Genomic DNA, 14,590 nt, shown 5'->3' with positions numbered 1-14,590 from the left:
GGCGCGGCCCCAGAGGTTTGCGAGGAGACACTGGTAGTCCGTCACCGGTCCGGAGGACGAAAGAGAGGACGGGCATGACGACACCCATCGAGAACACGGCCCCGCGGGGCGCAGGAGCGCTGATGGACCTGGCGATGTCCTTCCAGCGCGCCAAACTGGTGCTCACCGGCCTCGAACTCGGGCTTTTCCGGGCGCTGGCCGAGGAGCCCGCCGGCGAAGCGGACCTCCGCGACCGGCTCGCTCTGCATCCGCGCGGCACGACGCATTTCCTGCGGGCGCTGACCGAACTGGGCCTGCTGGAGCTCGTCGGCGGCAGATACCGCGCCAGCCCGGCGGCGCGACAGTACCTGGTCCCCGGCCAGGAAGGCTACCTCGGCGGCTTCCTGCACGCGGCCGACGCGGTCATGTACCCGGCGTGGGGAAGACTCGCTGAAGGCTTGCGCACGGGCGAGGCACAGGCGGCCACGTTCTCCGGCTCAGCCATGTTCGAACAGCTCTACGCGGACGACGACAAGCGCGACGACTTCGTCGGCATGGCCGAGAGCTCCAGCCGTCCGCTTATCCCGGCGCTCGCGGAGACCTTCGACTGGAGCTCGGTCAAGACGGTGCTCGAACTCGGCGGGTGCCGGGGCAACACGGTCGCCGGTCTCGTGCGGGCGCACCCGCACCTGAGCGCGACGGTACTGGACCTGCCCCCGCTGCGGCCGGTCTTCGACGAGCACATGGCAAGGCTCGGCACCGCGGGCGCGGTGTCGTTCCAGGAGGGCGACTTCTTCACCGGACCGCTGCCGGAGGCGGACGTGGTCATGATCGGCCACTGCCTGGTCGACTGGACCGACGACCAGCGGAAAACGGTGATCCGCAACGCCCACTCCGCCGTCCGGCCCGGCGGCGCGTTCCTGATCTGGGATCCGGTCCTGGTTCCCGGAGAGGAGAGCTACTTGCGCAACCTGCTGCGCAGCCTCAACCTCCAGCTCATGACGCCGCACGGTGCCGGCTACCGCCTGGAAGACTGCCGGAAGTGGTTGCAGGACTCAGGTTTCGCGGACGTGTCCCACCGCTCCCTCGGCCACGACGTCACGATCGTGGTGGCGCGCAAGGACAACTGACTCATCGCACCGGCGCACCGCCGCGGGCCAGTCGCTCCAGCAGCGCCGCGGCGGTCGCCGGGCCGTCGGCCGCCTGGAAATGCGCCTGCAAGCGGACCGCGTTCTCGCGGTAGCGGGGGTCGCTGAGGACCTCGTCCACGGCGGCGGCCAACCGGTCCGGAGCCGGGCGGGAACCGTCGAGCCAGATTCCCGCGCCCGCCCACGCGATCCGGGCCCCCACCTCGGGATGGTCGCCGCGCGAGCCCGCCACAACCATCGGGACCCCGTTGGCCAGCGCGAGCTGGGCGCCGCTGTAGCCGCCGCTGGTGACCATGACGTCGGCATGCGGCAGAACGGCCTGATACGGCAGATACGGCGCGACGCGAACGTTCTCCGGCAACCGCACGTCCGGTTCGAGGCCGGGCATCGTGACGACGACCAGTCCCGCCCGCTCCGCGAGCGCGCGCACGGCCGGCCACACCAGCTCCTCCGGATCCGAGCCGTTCGTCCCCTGCGTCACGTGCACCACGGGACGGCTGTGGCGCAGCTCGTCCCACCACGGCGGCGGCATGAAGTCCGACGGCACGCCAGGTTGCAGCGGCCCGGTGAAGTGCAGCTGCGGGGGCAGCCTTCGTCGCGAGTACTCGAAGACCGGGCACGTCGGCTGCATGTGCAGGTACGGCGACACGAGCGCGTCGAAAACGGTGCTGCGGCCCGGCGGCAACCCCATCCCCGCACGGCAGTCCCGGTACGCCGCCTGCAGCGACCGCAGAGCGATCCGCCGTGTGGCGAAGGTCCTGGCACGGTTGCGGAGACGGCCCGCGAGAGTGGCCGGCGGAAGACCGCCCAATCCGTGCGGCGGGTCCTCGGGGCTGATGCCGATGAGCGCCGTTTCGTTGAGCACCGCCCACCTCGGACCGCCGCGCTCGTGGGTCAGCCGTGCGCCGAGGCAGTGCCCGTCGGTGATCAGCACGTCGGCGTCGAACCAGGACAGGATCGTCTCGTAGTCGGCGACCTGCCCCGGTGCCCGGTCCACCAGCAGGCGCCGCATCATCGTGCTCACGGCGGCGAACCCGCGTTCGCCTGGATCCGGCGCGGGCGGGAGGCCCGCATAGGACAGTGTCCGGTCGAACGGCGAGAAGCGGGCGCCCGCCTCCGCCGCCAGAGACTCGTGTTCCTTCCCCGTGTGCCACACCACTTCGTGACCGCGCTCCACGAGCGCCCCCGCGAGGACGTGGCCCAGCGCGGCGGACCCGAGTGCGGGCATGGTGCTGAGCAGGAACCGAGGCACGGCGAAACTCCCTTCAGCCCTCGTCCCGCACCGGATCGAGGAGCGACGTCGTGTGCCGGGCGGCGCGGAACTCCGGATCGGCGAGCACTCGCCGCAACAGCGACACTGTGGTGTGCACGCCGGGCCCGCTCACCCGGAACTCCCGCAGGGCACTGTCCATTCTGGCCAGCGCGCCCGCACGGTCCGGAGCCCAGACGATCACCTTGGCGAGCAAGGAGTCGTACTCCGAGGGCACCCGCCACCCCTGGTGCACTCCCGTGTCGACGCGCACGAACGGCCCGGCGGGCGGCACGAACTCGTCCAGCCTGCCGGGGCACGGCGCGAAGTCGCGGTCCGGGTCCTCCGCGTTGACACGGCACTCCACGGCCACCCCGCTGGGCCGGACGTCCTCCTGCCGTACCGAAAGCGGCGCTCCCGCGGCGATCGTCAACTGCTCGCGCACGATGTCGATCCCCGTGCGCGCCTCCGTCACCGGATGTTCGACCTGGATACGGCAGTTGACCTCGATGAACGCCACCTCGTCGCCGTCGACCAGGAATTCGAACGTGCCGGCGCCGGTGTAGCCGGCCGAACGGGCCCCGGCGACCGCGTACTCCGCCAGGCGCCGCGCCACGTCGGGCCGCAGCCCCGGAGCCGGGCTCTCCTCGACGAGCTTTTGCCTGCGCCGCTGCACCGAGCAGTCGCGCTCGCCCAGGTGCACCACAGACCCGTGCCCGTCAGCCAGCACCTGGACCTCCACGTGCCGGGCTCGCTCCCAATACCGCTCCAGATAGACCCGGTCGTCGCCGAACCCGATCCGTGCCGCCGCGCGCGTCGAGCGGTAGGCGGACAGGAGCTGGTCCGGCCGTCGGACCACTGTCATGCCCCGGCCGCCGCCGCCCGCCGCCGCCTTGATGATCAACGGCAGCCCGATCCGGCGTGCCGCGGCGACGACCTCGGCGCGACCCGTGACAGGCTGGCCGGTGCCCGGCAGTACCGGCAGCCCCGCCTCCGCCATCATCGTGCGCGCCAGCGCCTTGTCCGACAGCCGCGCCATGACCTCCGGCGCCGGTCCGACGAACACCAGCCCGTTGCGTGCGCAGATCTCGGCGAAGTCGGGGTCCTCCGACAGGAAGCCATAGCCGGGGTGCACCGCTTGCGCGCCGGTACGCAGCGCCGCCTCGATGACCGCGGGCGCGTAGTTGTAGCTGCGTTGCGGCGCGGCCGGTCCGATCTGCACCGACGCGTCGGCCGCGCGCACGGCGGCCGAGTCGCGGTCGGCCGTCGAGTAGGCCACCACACTGCGGATGGCCATCTCACGACAGGTCCGCACCACGCGCAGAGCGATCTCGCCCCTGTTCGCGACGAGGACCGTGTCGAAGCCGGTCATCGTCCCTCCGCCGGAGCAAGGAGGAACAGCGGCTGGTCGAAGTCCACCGGTTCCGCGTCGGCGACGAGCACCTCGACCACCCGGCCCGACGTGTCCGCCTCGACGATGTTCATCAGCTTCATCGCCTCGATGATCGCCACCTGCTGTCCGGCCGCCACGAGGTCGCCGACCTCCACGAATGGCGACTCGCCTGGTCCAGGTGTGCGGTAGAAGGTGCCGACGAGCGGTGCCCGCACGGCGCGCCGATCGTCGGCGGCGGCCGGCTGCGGCGAAACCGTCGGCGGCGGATTCTCGTCCCCGCCTGTGACCACCGGTTTCCCTTGCGGCCACTCGACTTCCACACTTGCGCAGCCGAACCGCACGCTCACCCGGCTCGGCGGCTGCGGTGCAGCGCCCGCGATGTCGACCACCGAGCGCACCAGCGTCTCCAGCGCCGCTTGTGCGCCGAGCTCGGCCACTGCGGCGTCGACTGAACCAGTGTCGGTCACGCCGGAACCCCCTTCTCCTCGACACCGCCCAGCACGCCGTACCGGCGGAATCGGGCGCGCCTGTCGCGCAGGAGCTGTTCCCCGGTCTGCCCGCGCAGTTCGCGCAGCGCGCCCACCACGGCGTCGCGCACCAGGTCGCTCGCAGCGTCTGGCGCCGTGTGCGCTCCTCCCGGCGGTTCGGCGACTACGCCGTCGACCACGCCGAGTTCCAACAGGGATCCGGCGTCGAGCCGCAGGGCATCCGCGGCAGTGCCGGTCGCACCGGGGTCATTCCACAAAATCGCAGCGCAGCCCTCGGGGCTGATCACCGAGTAGACCGCGTTCGCACTCGAAAGCACCCGGTCCGCGACCGCGAAGGCGAGCGCGCCGCCGCTGCCGCCCTCGCCGGTGATCACGCACACGATCGGGACGGGCAGGGAACCCATGGTGCGCAGGCATTCGGCGATGGCGAGCGCCTGGCCGTTCTCCTCCGCGTCCATGCCGGGATGGGCGCCGGGAGTGTCCACGAGCGTGACCACGGGGATCCCGAGTTTGGCGGCCAGCCGCATGGTCCTGGCGGCCTTGCGGTACCCGGCGGGCGAAGGCATGCCGAAGTTCCGCTGCACCAGATCGTTCGTGCTGTGCCCTTTCTGGTGGCCGATCACGACCACGGGCTGCCCGTCGAGCACGCCGACGCCGCACACGGTCGCCGCGCAGTCCCCGCCGACGCGATCCCCGTGCAGCTCGACGAAATCGTCGACCCACCGACCGATATGGTCCAAAGTGGTCGGGCGATCCCGGTGCCGCGCCAGGGAAATCGTCTGCGCGGCAGGTGCTCTGCGCACGCGCACTGTGTCCCGGACCACCGCGTCCGCCGTGCACTCGGCCGGTTTCGCGGCCGGACGGCTCGCCGCGGCCAGCAGGTGTGCCACCACCGGCCGCAGCTCCTCGCGCGGAGGCACGGCATCCGCGAGTCCGTGCTCCACGAGGAACTCCGCGGTCTGGAAGCCCTTCGGCAACGTTTGGCCCAGCGTCTGCTCGATCACTCTGGGGCCCGCGAAGCCCATCCTGGCCCCGGGCTCGGCCAGCACCACGTCGGACAGGCTGGCGAAGGAGGCCGCGACCCCGCCGTAGGTGGGATCGGTGACCAGCGTGATGGTCAGCAGCCCTGCCTCGTCGAGCCTCGCCATGGCGTTGCTGGTCTTCGCCATCTGCATCAGCGACAGCACGCCTTCCTGCATCCGGGCTCCTCCGGACGCGGTGACGAGCAGCAGCGGCAGACGCCCGGCGAGCGCTTCCTCGGCGGCTGCGGTGATCGCCTCGCCCGCCGCGACTCCGAGGCTGCCGCCGAGGAAGCGGAAGTCCATCGCCGCGACGACGACCCGATGCCCGTAGACGGTGCCGCGCACGACCCGGACGGCGTCCGGCAGTCCGGTCTTCGCCCGCGCGGCAGCCAGCCGGGCCGGGTACGGCGCGAGGTCGGAGAAGCGCAGCGGGTCGTGCACGGTGGGCGCGGGCGTGACCGGTTCGGCCGACCCGTCGTCCAGCAGCAGATCCACCCGCTCGTCCGCCGTCAGCCGGTCGTGCCACCCGCAGTACGGGCACACCTTGGCCACCCGCTCGAACCTCTTGCGGTACAACAGCGCCCGGCAGCCCCCGCACGCCAGCCAGTCAGCGGCCCGGGAGGAGATCCGCTCGGGGTCACGGACGCGGGTCTGGGAGGTGTCGGTCATCGGTCTTCCTCTCGCGGTCGGTGCGCAACAGGCAGTCTTCCGGCGGCAGGACGATCCCGCCCATGCCGATGCCGAGCCAAGCGAAGCTCTCGAACACGAACCTGCCGGTCTTCGTCCACGCGTTGCGCGGCCTCTCCTGCCCTTCCTCTGACGAACTCACCGCTTCCTCCGGACCGTGCCTAGTAGTCCGCGACGACCTGGTACACGCCGAAGGAGGCAGGCAGACGCTGATCGCGGTACGGCCGCAGCGGGGCTGTCGTGTCGCGGTGCGCGGGCCCCTGTTCCCACTCCCGGAACGCGTCCATGCCGGACCACCGGCTCAGCACGACGAAACCGGTCGGGTCGGTGATCGACCCGAGCAGTTCGTTGCCGACGAGCCCGGGCACCCCCATCAGCCGCTTGCTCACGTGGTGGTAGGCGTCGTGGACGAGCGAGATGTCCTGCGCCGACTGGTAGACCAGCACCCGCACCTCGCCGCTCACCGCGCGGCCTCCCACTCGCGGTGCGTGGTCGCCGTCGCGGAACCCGGCAGGTGCGCGACCACGGTCATGGTCGCCATCGACCCGCCGGAGCGGTACGGGTGCAGCTGTTCGCGGTGCCGTCGGTGCCTTTCGCTGGTCTCGAACTCGCGGAAGCGCGGTTCGTCTGCCCAGTCGCTGATGATGTAGTAGACCGAGTCCTCGTCCCGGGACCGCGACAACCACTGGCCGAGGCACGCCGGATGCGACGTCACAGCGTCGCCGACGTCCAGCCAGGTCTTCTCGAACTGCTCTTCACAGCCCCGTTTCACCTGCATGCGCAGCAGCACGCGGAAGGGTTCGGCCGAGGCCATCAGGAGATCCCCCCGTCCACGTGGATCGTCGCGCCGGTCACGTACCGGGAAAGGTCGCTGGCGAGCCACAGCACCGCGCCCGCGACCTCCTCCGGCGTGCCCAGCCTGCCCAGCGCGGTCTTGGCTCGGTACATCGCGGCAAGCTTCTCCCGCTGTTCGGCGGGCCGGGCCCGCAGTTCCTCGGTCTCGATAACGCCGAGTGCCAGCACGTTGAACCGGATTCCGCGGCCGCCGAACTCCTTGGCCAGGGACCGGGACAAGCCGCGCAGCGCGGCCTTGGTGGCCGTGTAGTGGGCACGCAGCGGGATGCCGACCTCGGAGGACTTGGACCCGATGCTGATCACCGACGCCCCTTCCCCCAGCAGCGGAAGCGCGTGCCGGATCACGAGTGCGGGCGCGGTCAGGTTGGTGTCGACGATTCTCTGCCATTCCTCCACCGGCAGCTCGGCGTAGGGCACATGGCTGATCGCGCCCGCGTTGTTCACCACCAGGTCGAGCTTCCCGAATGTGTCGGCGCACTCGGCGACCAGCGATGCCGCGTCCGCCGGGCGCGCCAGATCCCTCTTGACGACGCGGTGAGTGCCGCCGGCGTCCTTGAGCTCGCGCTCCAGCGACGCGGCCGCCTCGCTGTCCTCGTGGTAGCAGGTGAAGACGTCGACGCCGGCCCGCGCCAGCGCGAGCACCACGCCTCTGCCCACGCCCCGGCTGCCGCCGGTGACGAGCGCCTTGCGCCCCTTCAGGTCGAGATCCATTCAATCCTCCACATAGGACGGTTTACTCCAGGCTCAGAGCAGCAGCGCGGTCGCCGCGCAGTTGGCCAGCAGCGCCAGCACGACCAGCAGGCCCCTGGTGCGGTTCCACACGCCCCAGGCCCGCCGCCGCCGCTGCCAGTCGTCGGGCAGCCGGTCCGGGTCGGCCGACCGCACCCACTTGTTGATCGGCACGTTCCTGGTGACCGAGACGACCACCGCGGCTGCCGCCAGCACAGCGGCAGCCGCCAGCAGCCCCCGCGGCCACGCTGCCGCGCCGAGGGCGGCCAGCAGCACGTCGCCGAGGACGGTCCCGATCAGGCAGATCGGCATGAACGGGTCGTAACGGGTGGCGAGAAACGCGTGCACCTCGACGTACCGCTCGGCGGGCTGCCCGACCATCAGCGGGTAGGCGCCAAGGTTCGCACCCACGAGCACCCCGGCGGCGAGCCCGTTGAGCAGCAGCACCAGCGGCAGGACGATGTCGGGCGGCATCACGGGCACCGGCGTCAGGCCCGGCCCGGCGAGGTCGTCGCGGCGGCCTCGACCTTGGACTTGATCAGCTTCAGCTGCGCCGCGGTGTTGGTGTTGAGCCGGTCGGTCATGCCGGCGTCGTCCAGCGGCGCGTCGGGCTTCATCTCGAAGTCCTGCACGAACCGCAGCAGGACGCCGTCCTGCTGCTGCACGTACTCCCAGAACAGCGACATGTATTTGAAGACCCCGGTCTCGACCCGCTGGGACCTGACCGTGCGAGTCGCCGGGTCCGCCGCGCGCTCGGAGACCCAGCTCCACACCTTTCCGTCGGGGCCGGGGTGCAGCGCGAGCCGGAACCGCACGGTGTTGCCGCGCCGCTCCAGCACCTGGGCCGACCCATACTCGCTGAACAGCCGAGGCCAGGACTCGATGTCATTGGTCAGCTCCCACACCACGTCCATGGGCGCGTCGATGGTGATCGCGTTGTCCGTGTGACCGGACATGTCAGCTCCCCTTCCTCCAGTGGATCCGGTGATCGTCGGGCCGCCCGAGCACCATGGCGGCGGTGAACCCGCCGTAGCCGCGCGAAAGCACGAGCGCGACGCTGACAGGTCGTTCGCGGGGTTGCTCCACGACGACATCGAGGTCCTCGCAGCCTGGTGCGAGAGTCTTCGGGCCGACGGTGTGCGGGACGACTCCGTCGCGCATGGCCAGCAGTGCGGTCACGACGTCGAGCGGGGCACCGCCCCCGTAGAGCCTGCCGGTCAACGTCTTCGGTGCCGTGACGAGCACGCGGCGCGGTCCGAAGACCTCGTTGATCGCGCGCGCTTCGTCGGCGTCGTCGTCGACTGTTCCCGCCGCGTCCGCGAACACGACGTCCACATCGGACGGTGCGACGCGCGCATCCGCCAGCGCGCGCTCGACGACCCGGCGCAGCACCCGCGGCCGGGCGGAGTCAGGGGGCGGGTCGAACCCGGCGGCGTAGCCGAGCACCGCGCCGTAGGCCTCACGATCTCCGAGCACGCCGGCGGGTTCGACGACGAGGATCGCGCCGCCTTCGCCGGGCAGGTAGCCCGACGCCGCCGAGTCGAACGGCAGATAGGCGCGATCTGCGTCGTCCACTGTGGACACCTTGCCGACGGACATCTGGGTGATCAGCCCGTACGGGCACAAAGACGCGTCGGTCCCGCCTGTGACGACCAGCCGGCACTCGTCGGCGACCATGCGACGGGCATGCCCGATCGCGTCCAGGCCGCCCGCCTGCTCGGCACACAGCACACCGCATGGTCCGCGCATCCCGTGCCGGATGGAGATTTGCCCTGTCGTGGCCGCGTAGAACCACGCGATCGACTGGTAGGCACCGACCCAAGAGGGACCGTTGCGGTAGAGCTGCTGCATCTCGCGCTGGCCGAAGGCCGTGCCGCCGGATGAGCTCGCCGTCACCACGGCCATCTCGTACTCGGGCAGCGTCGCCAGGTCGACACCGGTGTCGGCGAGCGCGGTGTCGGCCGCGACGAACGCCATGTGTGTCCAGTGGTCGGTCTGCGGGACGAGGCGGCTGGGCACGCGTTGCGCGGCGTCGAAGTCGCGCACCTCGCCCGCCAGCCGCACCGGGTAGGGACTCGGGTCGAACCGGGTGATCCGGCCGATGCCGGACTTGCCGGCGAGCACTGCCTGCCAGTGCTCCTCGACGCCGATGCCGGTGGGCGCGACGACGCCCATCCCGGTCACCACGGCGCCGGACACCGCGCCCGATGTGATCATGGGGGACCTTCCTGCGACCGACGAAGTTCGTCAGCCGTCAGGATGGCCGGGTCCTCTGGAACGCCTCTCGATTACGACTCCATCTCGGCGCGACTCCCGCACGGACCCCCGCGACGCACGGCGCTCCCGGACCCGGCGGCGCGGTCCGCCGCGTTCCGGGAGCGCCGTTTCTCCTGCCGCGTCGTCACTTCGACGCGGGAGCCTCGGCCTCCTTGCCGTGGCCCCGGGTCTCTTCCATGGACTTCAGCATCTTGCGCTTCATGGCGGGCAGGTGGTTGAACACCCGCATGCCGGTGCGCATGAACCCGAGCATCAGCCGGCCGATCACCGGCGTGCCGAGCGGCAGGTTGCCGCCGAACTGCGACTTCGACTTCTCCACCAGAGTCCAGGCGTAGGAGTGCATCTCTTTCTCGTACGCGGCGACGGCCTCGACTGCCGTCGTCTCGCCCCGTCGAGCCGCGATCAGCCTGCGGCACAGGATCTCCGCGTCGCGCAGCGCCGTGTTGGCGCCGACGCCGAGGCCGGGCGTCATGGTGTGGATCGCGTCGCCGATGAGCGTGACGTTCGTGGACTCCCACGGCTCGAGCCGCTCGGTGGTGCGCACCTGCAGCGGAAACGCCGACCCGGGGTCGGCCATTTCGAACAGCTTGCGGAAGTCCGGGTGCCACTTGCGGGTGTGCTGCAGGACGATCTTGTGCAGCTCCTCGCCGCGCAGGTCCATGAAGTTGTCCGGAACCAGCCGGCTGGGAGCCGACCAGCCCCACATGATGTAGTCCCGCGTGTTGTCGAACATCAGGCCAGGCCAGTGCGACAGCAGCTGGGCGTCGTTGCCGCCGATGCCGTTCTTCACTTTGCCGTCGCGGTCCCACTTGAACTCCATCACGTGGATGATGCAGTTGTAGCCACCCGGCGCGTTCACCAGGTTGACGCCGCGCAGCATCTCCGGCGTCAGCAGCTTCCTGCTCTCGTCGTCGAGCGGGAGCTTGGCGGTGACGGACTTGCCGTCGATGGTGTTCATCTTCGAGTGCGGCAGGTACTGCTTTCGCACCCGCGAATTCGTGCCGTCCGCGGCGACCAGCACGTCACCGCTGGCGGAGGTGCCGTCCTCGAAGTAAGCGGTGACCGTGCCGTCGGCGTGCTGCTCGTAGTGCGTGAACTTCTTGCCGAAGTGGACGATGTCCTCGACGCCGGTGAGCAGCACCTGACGCAGGGTCATCCGGCTGATCGACTTTTCGCTGTCGACCGGGTCCTCGTGCTCGGGGGCATCCCAGTCGCCGATGCGCAGCAGCTCGGAACGGCGCTCCGTGAAGATGTTCATGAATCGCGGCGTCAGAGCCTTGGTCGCGACGAACACGTCGAACAGTTCCGGAGGCAGGCAGCGCGAGAGCGCGCGGCTCCCGTCCGGGTCAATGCCGACCCGGTAGCCGAACAGCCCGTCGGTCCGCGTGCGGTCGCGCTCGTACACCGCCACGCTGACACCGCCCTGTTTGAGGCCCTGCGCAAGGCAAAGGCCGCCGGTGCCGGCCCCGATGATGATCACGTGCGGTGGTGACGTTGGCATAAATGTCCCCCCTGTATACTGCTCGATGATAGAGAATGTCGCTCGTAGAGTAACTTGATAATCAAAGGATATCGCCGAGATGTCAGCCGTGTCAAATGAGGAGCGCGAGGCTCTGCTCGCCGAGGTCGAGAACGCCATGCGGCTCTCGACAGTGCGCGGGATCTTCTTCCACCAGGCCGTCGCGCAACGGGCGGGCATGACCGCGTCCGACCTGAACTGTGTGAACATCCTCGTCGCGGAGGGTCCGCTGACCGCGGGCCAACTGGCCGTCCGCGTCGGTCTGACCAGGGGCGGGGCGATCACCTCGGCGCTGGACCGGCTCGAGAAGGCGGGCTACGTCGTCCGCGAGCGCGATCCGGCGGACCGCAGGCAGGTGCTGATCCGGCACACCGACGCGGTCATCGCCCGCCTCGAACCGTTGCTGACGGGCTTCCTGACGCAGTGGACCGAGATCGCCACGTCCCGCACCGACCACGAACTGCGCGTGCTGCTCGACTACTTCCAACGCAGCAACGAGGCCGTCGGATCGGCTATCGCCGCGCTTCAGGAGCGTTGACCGCGCTGGTTCGACGACCGTCGAGCCCGGCAAGGAGACCGGTCGACAGCATGCGCACTCGGCGGACCGGGACTGCTCGATCCCAGCCCGCTGCTACGACCAGATTCCCCGCCAGAACGCGCCCCGCGACCGGCGGTTAGACCCCTTCGCCCGGCTTCCGGGGTGGCAGTCAAAGCGGGGTCCTCGACCTGGCCGGCCGGAGCCGGGCGGCCAACCACCCGCTCCCCGGACGGCGCGCCCGCGTCGCCGACGAGCCGGAGTCGGCGCACCGGCTTGTCGCGGCATTCCACAGTGCCGAGATGTGGCCAGGGCGAGCTTGCAGTGCGCGTGCGCCCCAGCGGGCTGTCGCGGGAAACCCGTTCGGGCCGGCTTCCGGGTGCCTGGCACACCGGCCGGAGCCCAGCGCCCTGTATCCCGCGCGCTGCCCGGTCGCCGGCGACCAGAGCACTGGTGCCACCGTCGACGTCGCCAAGGCGCGGACCGGCTGAAGTCCGCTCGCGGAGAGGGCACCCGGCACCGGCTGCGGAAAGCCTCCGGCTGCGAGCTCTCGAATGATTCGCGGCTGAAGGAGGGGCGGACCACCGATATTCTGGCCAGCGGTTGATGGACGAAGACCGAGGATGCGACTCTGCTGCCGATCGGCGCGGTCGCAGCGATTTTGCGGCCGCGGTCGCCTGTCTGTCATGAGCGACCCGACGATGCTCATGCGGGCCGGCGGCAAGGAGCACATCACCGTCGAGCAGGGCGCGTCACTCGACACGGCGGGCTTCGACCCAGTGGGGTCATCGCGCATGACTCCCCTCCGATTCCAGCAGGGCGGAGGCGTGCCCGCGCGTGGACACCGCTCAGCAAGGGCGGCCCTCGATGACATAGTGCGGCTCCGCCGTCCTGACCGCCGACGTCAGCTCGAACCCCGCGGAGGCCAGCAGACTTCGCCACTCCTCCAAGGTGCGCTCCTTCCCGCCGAGGTTCACCAGCATGCTGATGTCCATCAACTTGCTGTAGTGCCACTCGTTGAGCGGCGGCACCACGCACTCGACGAGCACCAGGCGGCCGTCGGGCTTGTCGTCGAGTGCCCGGCGGATGCGGCGGAGGATGTCCGCGCAATCGGAGTCGTCCCAGTCGTGCAGGATCGCCTTCATCAGGTAGACGTCCGCGCCCAACGGCACGCGCTCGAAGAAGCTGCCGGCCACGCGCTCGACCCGGCCGGCGACCTGGTGGGCCTCCAGCATCCCGGCCGCCGACTCCACGGCGGCCGGGATGTCGAAGAGGATGCCCTGCACCTCCGGATGGCGCTGCAGGATCGCCGACAGGAGCCGGCCCTGTCCGCCGCCGACGTCCGCGACCACGGAGAACCGTCCGAAGTCGTAGGTGTCGGCGATCTTCGCGACCCCTGCCTCGCCGACCGTCGTCATCGCCTTGTTGAAGACTTCGGAGTATTCGGGGTGGTCCTCGAGGTAGTCGAACCAGGAACGGCCGTCACGCAGTTTGGGCCCCATCGGCTCACCGGTTCGCAACGTCTCCATGACGTGGCCGTAGCTGTTCCACACGGTCGTTTCGCCGAAGAAGTAGGCGATGTAGCGCAAGGTGCCCGGCACGTCGCTGCGGAGGTACTCGGCCAGCGGGGTGAGGTCGAATCTTCCGTCCTCGCGCTCGGCGAACACCCCCAGCGCGGCGGCGGCGCGCAGGAACCGGTAGAGCGTGTTCTCGTGCGTGCCGGTGCTCTCCGCGAGTTCGGCCGCGGTCCGCGGGCCGTCGACGAGCAGGTCGGCCACTCCGAGCCGGGCCACGGCGTGGATGGTGATCGCCGCCCACCCGCCGGTCACCATCTTGCGCAACTGCTCCCACGGCGGTGCGCCGTCGTCGCGCCAAGGGGAATGAGGCCGCACGTGCGGCGAGCTCGTGGTCATCGCGGAACCCTTCGAGGCGTCGGGGAAACCGGCGACCGCACAGTGCCCGATCCGTCTCGACCCGCGAGCGACGCGGGATCGAACCCCCGTCAACCCCTGACGTCCGCCTCCGGCTTCCCCGTGGCCTTCCGCTTTTTCTCCAGGATCAGCGCGGTGTGCCGCACATGCAGGCCCACGACCTGCTCGACGAAGTTCTTCGCGGTGACCAGTTCGTCCGTGCTGTAGCCGAGGAGCACGTCGACCATCTCTTTGCCGGTCTCGCCCCAGATCTCCTCGGCCACGGCCGGAAAGTTGTCGGTCGGCTCGACCAGGACCCGTCTGCGGTCCGCGAGATCGCGGACCCGCCGGGCGTAGCCCGCCCGCTCCAGCCGGTCCAGCGCCGTCGTGAGCGCACCCGCGGTGAGCCTGGTCGCCTCGGCGAGTTCCCCTGCCGTCATCGGTCCGCGCGTCACCACAAGGCCAAGGCAGCGCAGGTCGGTCCGGTTGACGCCGAGGTATTCGGCGGCGGCCTCGTCGACGTCGTCGACAGCACTCTGCAGCCGCATCAGGCCCCTGCCGATCTCCTCGATCAACTCGTCCCGGTCATAGTTTGACAATCTGAATATCCCTTTGCTATACCTTAATTTAATTAAAGGACCTTTTGTGTGCTTCACCGCCCTCAAATCATCTCATTCGAGGTCGGCTCCCCCGGCGCGCGCCGCCCCGTGGCCCCCAGCGCGGCGCGCGCTCACGTCTGGGTCGAGGATGCGTCGAGCGTTCCTCGATCGGCGCTCGAACTGTTGCTGTATAAGATTCA

The 14,590-nt window shown here is 70.1% G+C and carries 16 protein-coding genes; 2 read left to right on the top strand and 14 right to left on the bottom strand.

The genetic code is table 11. The annotated features are described in order from the left end of the window. Nucleotides 1–74: 74 nt before the first annotated feature. Nucleotides 75–1,109 carry a methyltransferase gene (locus BM362_RS25930; RefSeq protein WP_093574907.1) on the top strand — a complete coding sequence of 345 codons (1,035 nt, stop codon included), beginning with the start codon at nt 75–77 and terminating at the stop codon, nt 1,107–1,109. 1 nt (nt 1,110) lies between these two features. Here the strand turns inward: BM362_RS25930 and BM362_RS25925 are convergent, their stop codons facing one another. The 12 genes from BM362_RS25925 to BM362_RS25870 all read right to left on the bottom strand — a co-directional run bounded on the left by BM362_RS25925 (nt 1,111) and on the right by BM362_RS25870 (nt 11,466). Continuing rightward, nucleotides 1,111–2,379, bottom strand: coding sequence for a nucleotide disphospho-sugar-binding domain-containing protein (locus tag BM362_RS25925; protein ID WP_093574906.1), 1,269 nt, complete (start codon nt 2,377–2,379; stop codon nt 1,111–1,113). A 13-nt stretch (nt 2,380–2,392) separates the two neighbouring features. Next, the gene (locus BM362_RS25920; RefSeq protein WP_093574905.1) at nt 2,393–3,748 is read right to left on the bottom strand and encodes an acetyl-CoA carboxylase biotin carboxylase subunit; all 1,356 of its coding nucleotides are present in this window, start codon (nt 3,746–3,748) and stop codon (nt 2,393–2,395) included. After that, on the bottom strand, nt 3,745–4,236 hold the full coding sequence (locus BM362_RS25915) for an acetyl-CoA carboxylase biotin carboxyl carrier protein (RefSeq protein ID WP_208865339.1): 492 nt from the start codon (nt 4,234–4,236) through the stop codon (nt 3,745–3,747). Before BM362_RS25915 ends, BM362_RS25920 begins: the two co-directional genes overlap by 4 nt. Then, complete coding sequence (accA, locus tag BM362_RS25910) at nt 4,233–5,948, bottom strand: acetyl-CoA carboxylase carboxyl transferase subunit alpha (protein WP_093574904.1); 1,716 nt, start codon at nt 5,946–5,948, stop codon at nt 4,233–4,235. The genes BM362_RS25915 and accA overlap by 4 nt, the downstream gene beginning before the upstream one ends. Continuing rightward, nucleotides 5,917–6,108: a hypothetical protein gene (locus BM362_RS25905; protein WP_093574903.1), complete on the bottom strand. Its 192-nt coding sequence runs from the start codon at nt 6,106–6,108 to the stop codon at nt 5,917–5,919. The genes accA and BM362_RS25905 overlap by 32 nt, the downstream gene beginning before the upstream one ends. A 19-nt stretch (nt 6,109–6,127) precedes the next feature. Beyond that, entirely contained in the window at nt 6,128–6,430 is a 303-nt protein-coding gene (locus BM362_RS25900) for an antibiotic biosynthesis monooxygenase family protein (RefSeq protein ID WP_093575096.1), read from the bottom strand. After that, the gene (locus BM362_RS25895; protein WP_093574902.1) at nt 6,427–6,780 is read right to left on the bottom strand and encodes an antibiotic biosynthesis monooxygenase family protein; all 354 of its coding nucleotides are present in this window, start codon (nt 6,778–6,780) and stop codon (nt 6,427–6,429) included. Before BM362_RS25895 ends, BM362_RS25900 begins: the two co-directional genes overlap by 4 nt. Then, nucleotides 6,780–7,532: an SDR family NAD(P)-dependent oxidoreductase gene (locus tag BM362_RS25890; protein ID WP_093574901.1), complete on the bottom strand. Its 753-nt coding sequence runs from the start codon at nt 7,530–7,532 to the stop codon at nt 6,780–6,782. The genes BM362_RS25895 and BM362_RS25890 overlap by 1 nt, the downstream gene beginning before the upstream one ends. A gap of 33 nt (nt 7,533–7,565) precedes the next feature. After that, the gene (locus BM362_RS25885; RefSeq protein WP_093574900.1) at nt 7,566–8,024 is read right to left on the bottom strand and encodes an anthrone oxygenase family protein; all 459 of its coding nucleotides are present in this window, start codon (nt 8,022–8,024) and stop codon (nt 7,566–7,568) included. 14 nt (nt 8,025–8,038) lie between these two features. Further along, nucleotides 8,039–8,506 (bottom strand): SRPBCC family protein, encoded by a 468-nt coding sequence (locus BM362_RS25880; protein WP_093574899.1) that lies wholly within the window; start codon nt 8,504–8,506, stop codon nt 8,039–8,041. A 1-nt stretch (nt 8,507) separates the two neighbouring features. Further along, entirely contained in the window at nt 8,508–9,767 is a 1,260-nt protein-coding gene (locus tag BM362_RS25875) for a ketosynthase chain-length factor (RefSeq protein WP_093574898.1), read from the bottom strand. A 184-nt stretch (nt 9,768–9,951) separates the two neighbouring features. Then, entirely contained in the window at nt 9,952–11,466 is a 1,515-nt protein-coding gene (locus BM362_RS25870) for an FAD-dependent oxidoreductase (protein WP_280142744.1), read from the bottom strand. Here BM362_RS25870 and BM362_RS25865 point away from each other — a divergent pair. Then, nucleotides 11,417–11,884, top strand: a complete 468-nt coding sequence (locus tag BM362_RS25865; protein ID WP_167545438.1) for a MarR family winged helix-turn-helix transcriptional regulator — start codon at nt 11,417–11,419, stop codon at nt 11,882–11,884. The genes BM362_RS25870 and BM362_RS25865 overlap by 50 nt on opposite strands. A gap of 845 nt (nt 11,885–12,729) precedes the next feature. Here the strand turns inward: BM362_RS25865 and BM362_RS25860 are convergent. Both BM362_RS25860 and BM362_RS25855 read right to left on the bottom strand, forming a co-directional pair. Beyond that, a complete protein-coding gene (locus tag BM362_RS25860) occupies nt 12,730–13,794 on the bottom strand; it encodes a methyltransferase (RefSeq protein WP_093574895.1) in 1,065 nt (354 codons plus the stop codon). Nucleotides 13,795–13,883: 89 nt separating this feature from the next. Further along, a complete protein-coding gene (locus tag BM362_RS25855; RefSeq protein ID WP_244287288.1) occupies nt 13,884–14,390 on the bottom strand; it encodes a MarR family winged helix-turn-helix transcriptional regulator in 507 nt (168 codons plus the stop codon). Nucleotides 14,391–14,590: the final 200 nt, after the last annotated feature.

The organism is Amycolatopsis rubida, assembly GCF_900115345.1.
GTDB classification, from domain to species: domain Bacteria; phylum Actinomycetota; class Actinomycetes; order Mycobacteriales; family Pseudonocardiaceae; genus Amycolatopsis; species Amycolatopsis rubida.
The sequence above is the reverse complement of the archived record's forward strand: the minus strand, read 5'-3'. Positions and strand labels throughout refer to the sequence as shown.

Bases quoted from the DNA above. Each gene is read 5' to 3' on its own strand.
- BM362_RS25930 (WP_093574907.1), top strand. From the start codon at position 75: ATGACGACACCCATCGAGAACACGGCCCCGCGGGGCGCAGGAGCGCTG.
- BM362_RS25860 (WP_093574895.1), bottom strand. From the start codon at position 13,794: ATGACCACGAGCTCGCCGCACGTGCGGCCTCATTCCCCTTGGCGCGAC.
- BM362_RS25895 (WP_093574902.1), bottom strand. From the start codon at position 6,780: ATGGCCTCGGCCGAACCCTTCCGCGTGCTGCTGCGCATGCAGGTGAAA.
- BM362_RS25875 (WP_093574898.1), bottom strand. From the start codon at position 9,767: ATGATCACATCGGGCGCGGTGTCCGGCGCCGTGGTGACCGGGATGGGC.
- BM362_RS25870 (WP_280142744.1), bottom strand. From the start codon at position 11,466: ATGGCGTTCTCGACCTCGGCGAGCAGAGCCTCGCGCTCCTCATTTGAC.
- BM362_RS25890 (WP_093574901.1), bottom strand. From the start codon at position 7,532: ATGGATCTCGACCTGAAGGGGCGCAAGGCGCTCGTCACCGGCGGCAGC.
- BM362_RS25880 (WP_093574899.1), bottom strand. From the start codon at position 8,506: ATGTCCGGTCACACGGACAACGCGATCACCATCGACGCGCCCATGGAC.
- BM362_RS25885 (WP_093574900.1), bottom strand. From the start codon at position 8,024: ATGCCGCCCGACATCGTCCTGCCGCTGGTGCTGCTGCTCAACGGGCTC.
- BM362_RS25920 (WP_093574905.1), bottom strand. From the start codon at position 3,748: ATGACCGGCTTCGACACGGTCCTCGTCGCGAACAGGGGCGAGATCGCT.
- accA (WP_093574904.1), bottom strand. From the start codon at position 5,948: ATGACCGACACCTCCCAGACCCGCGTCCGTGACCCCGAGCGGATCTCC.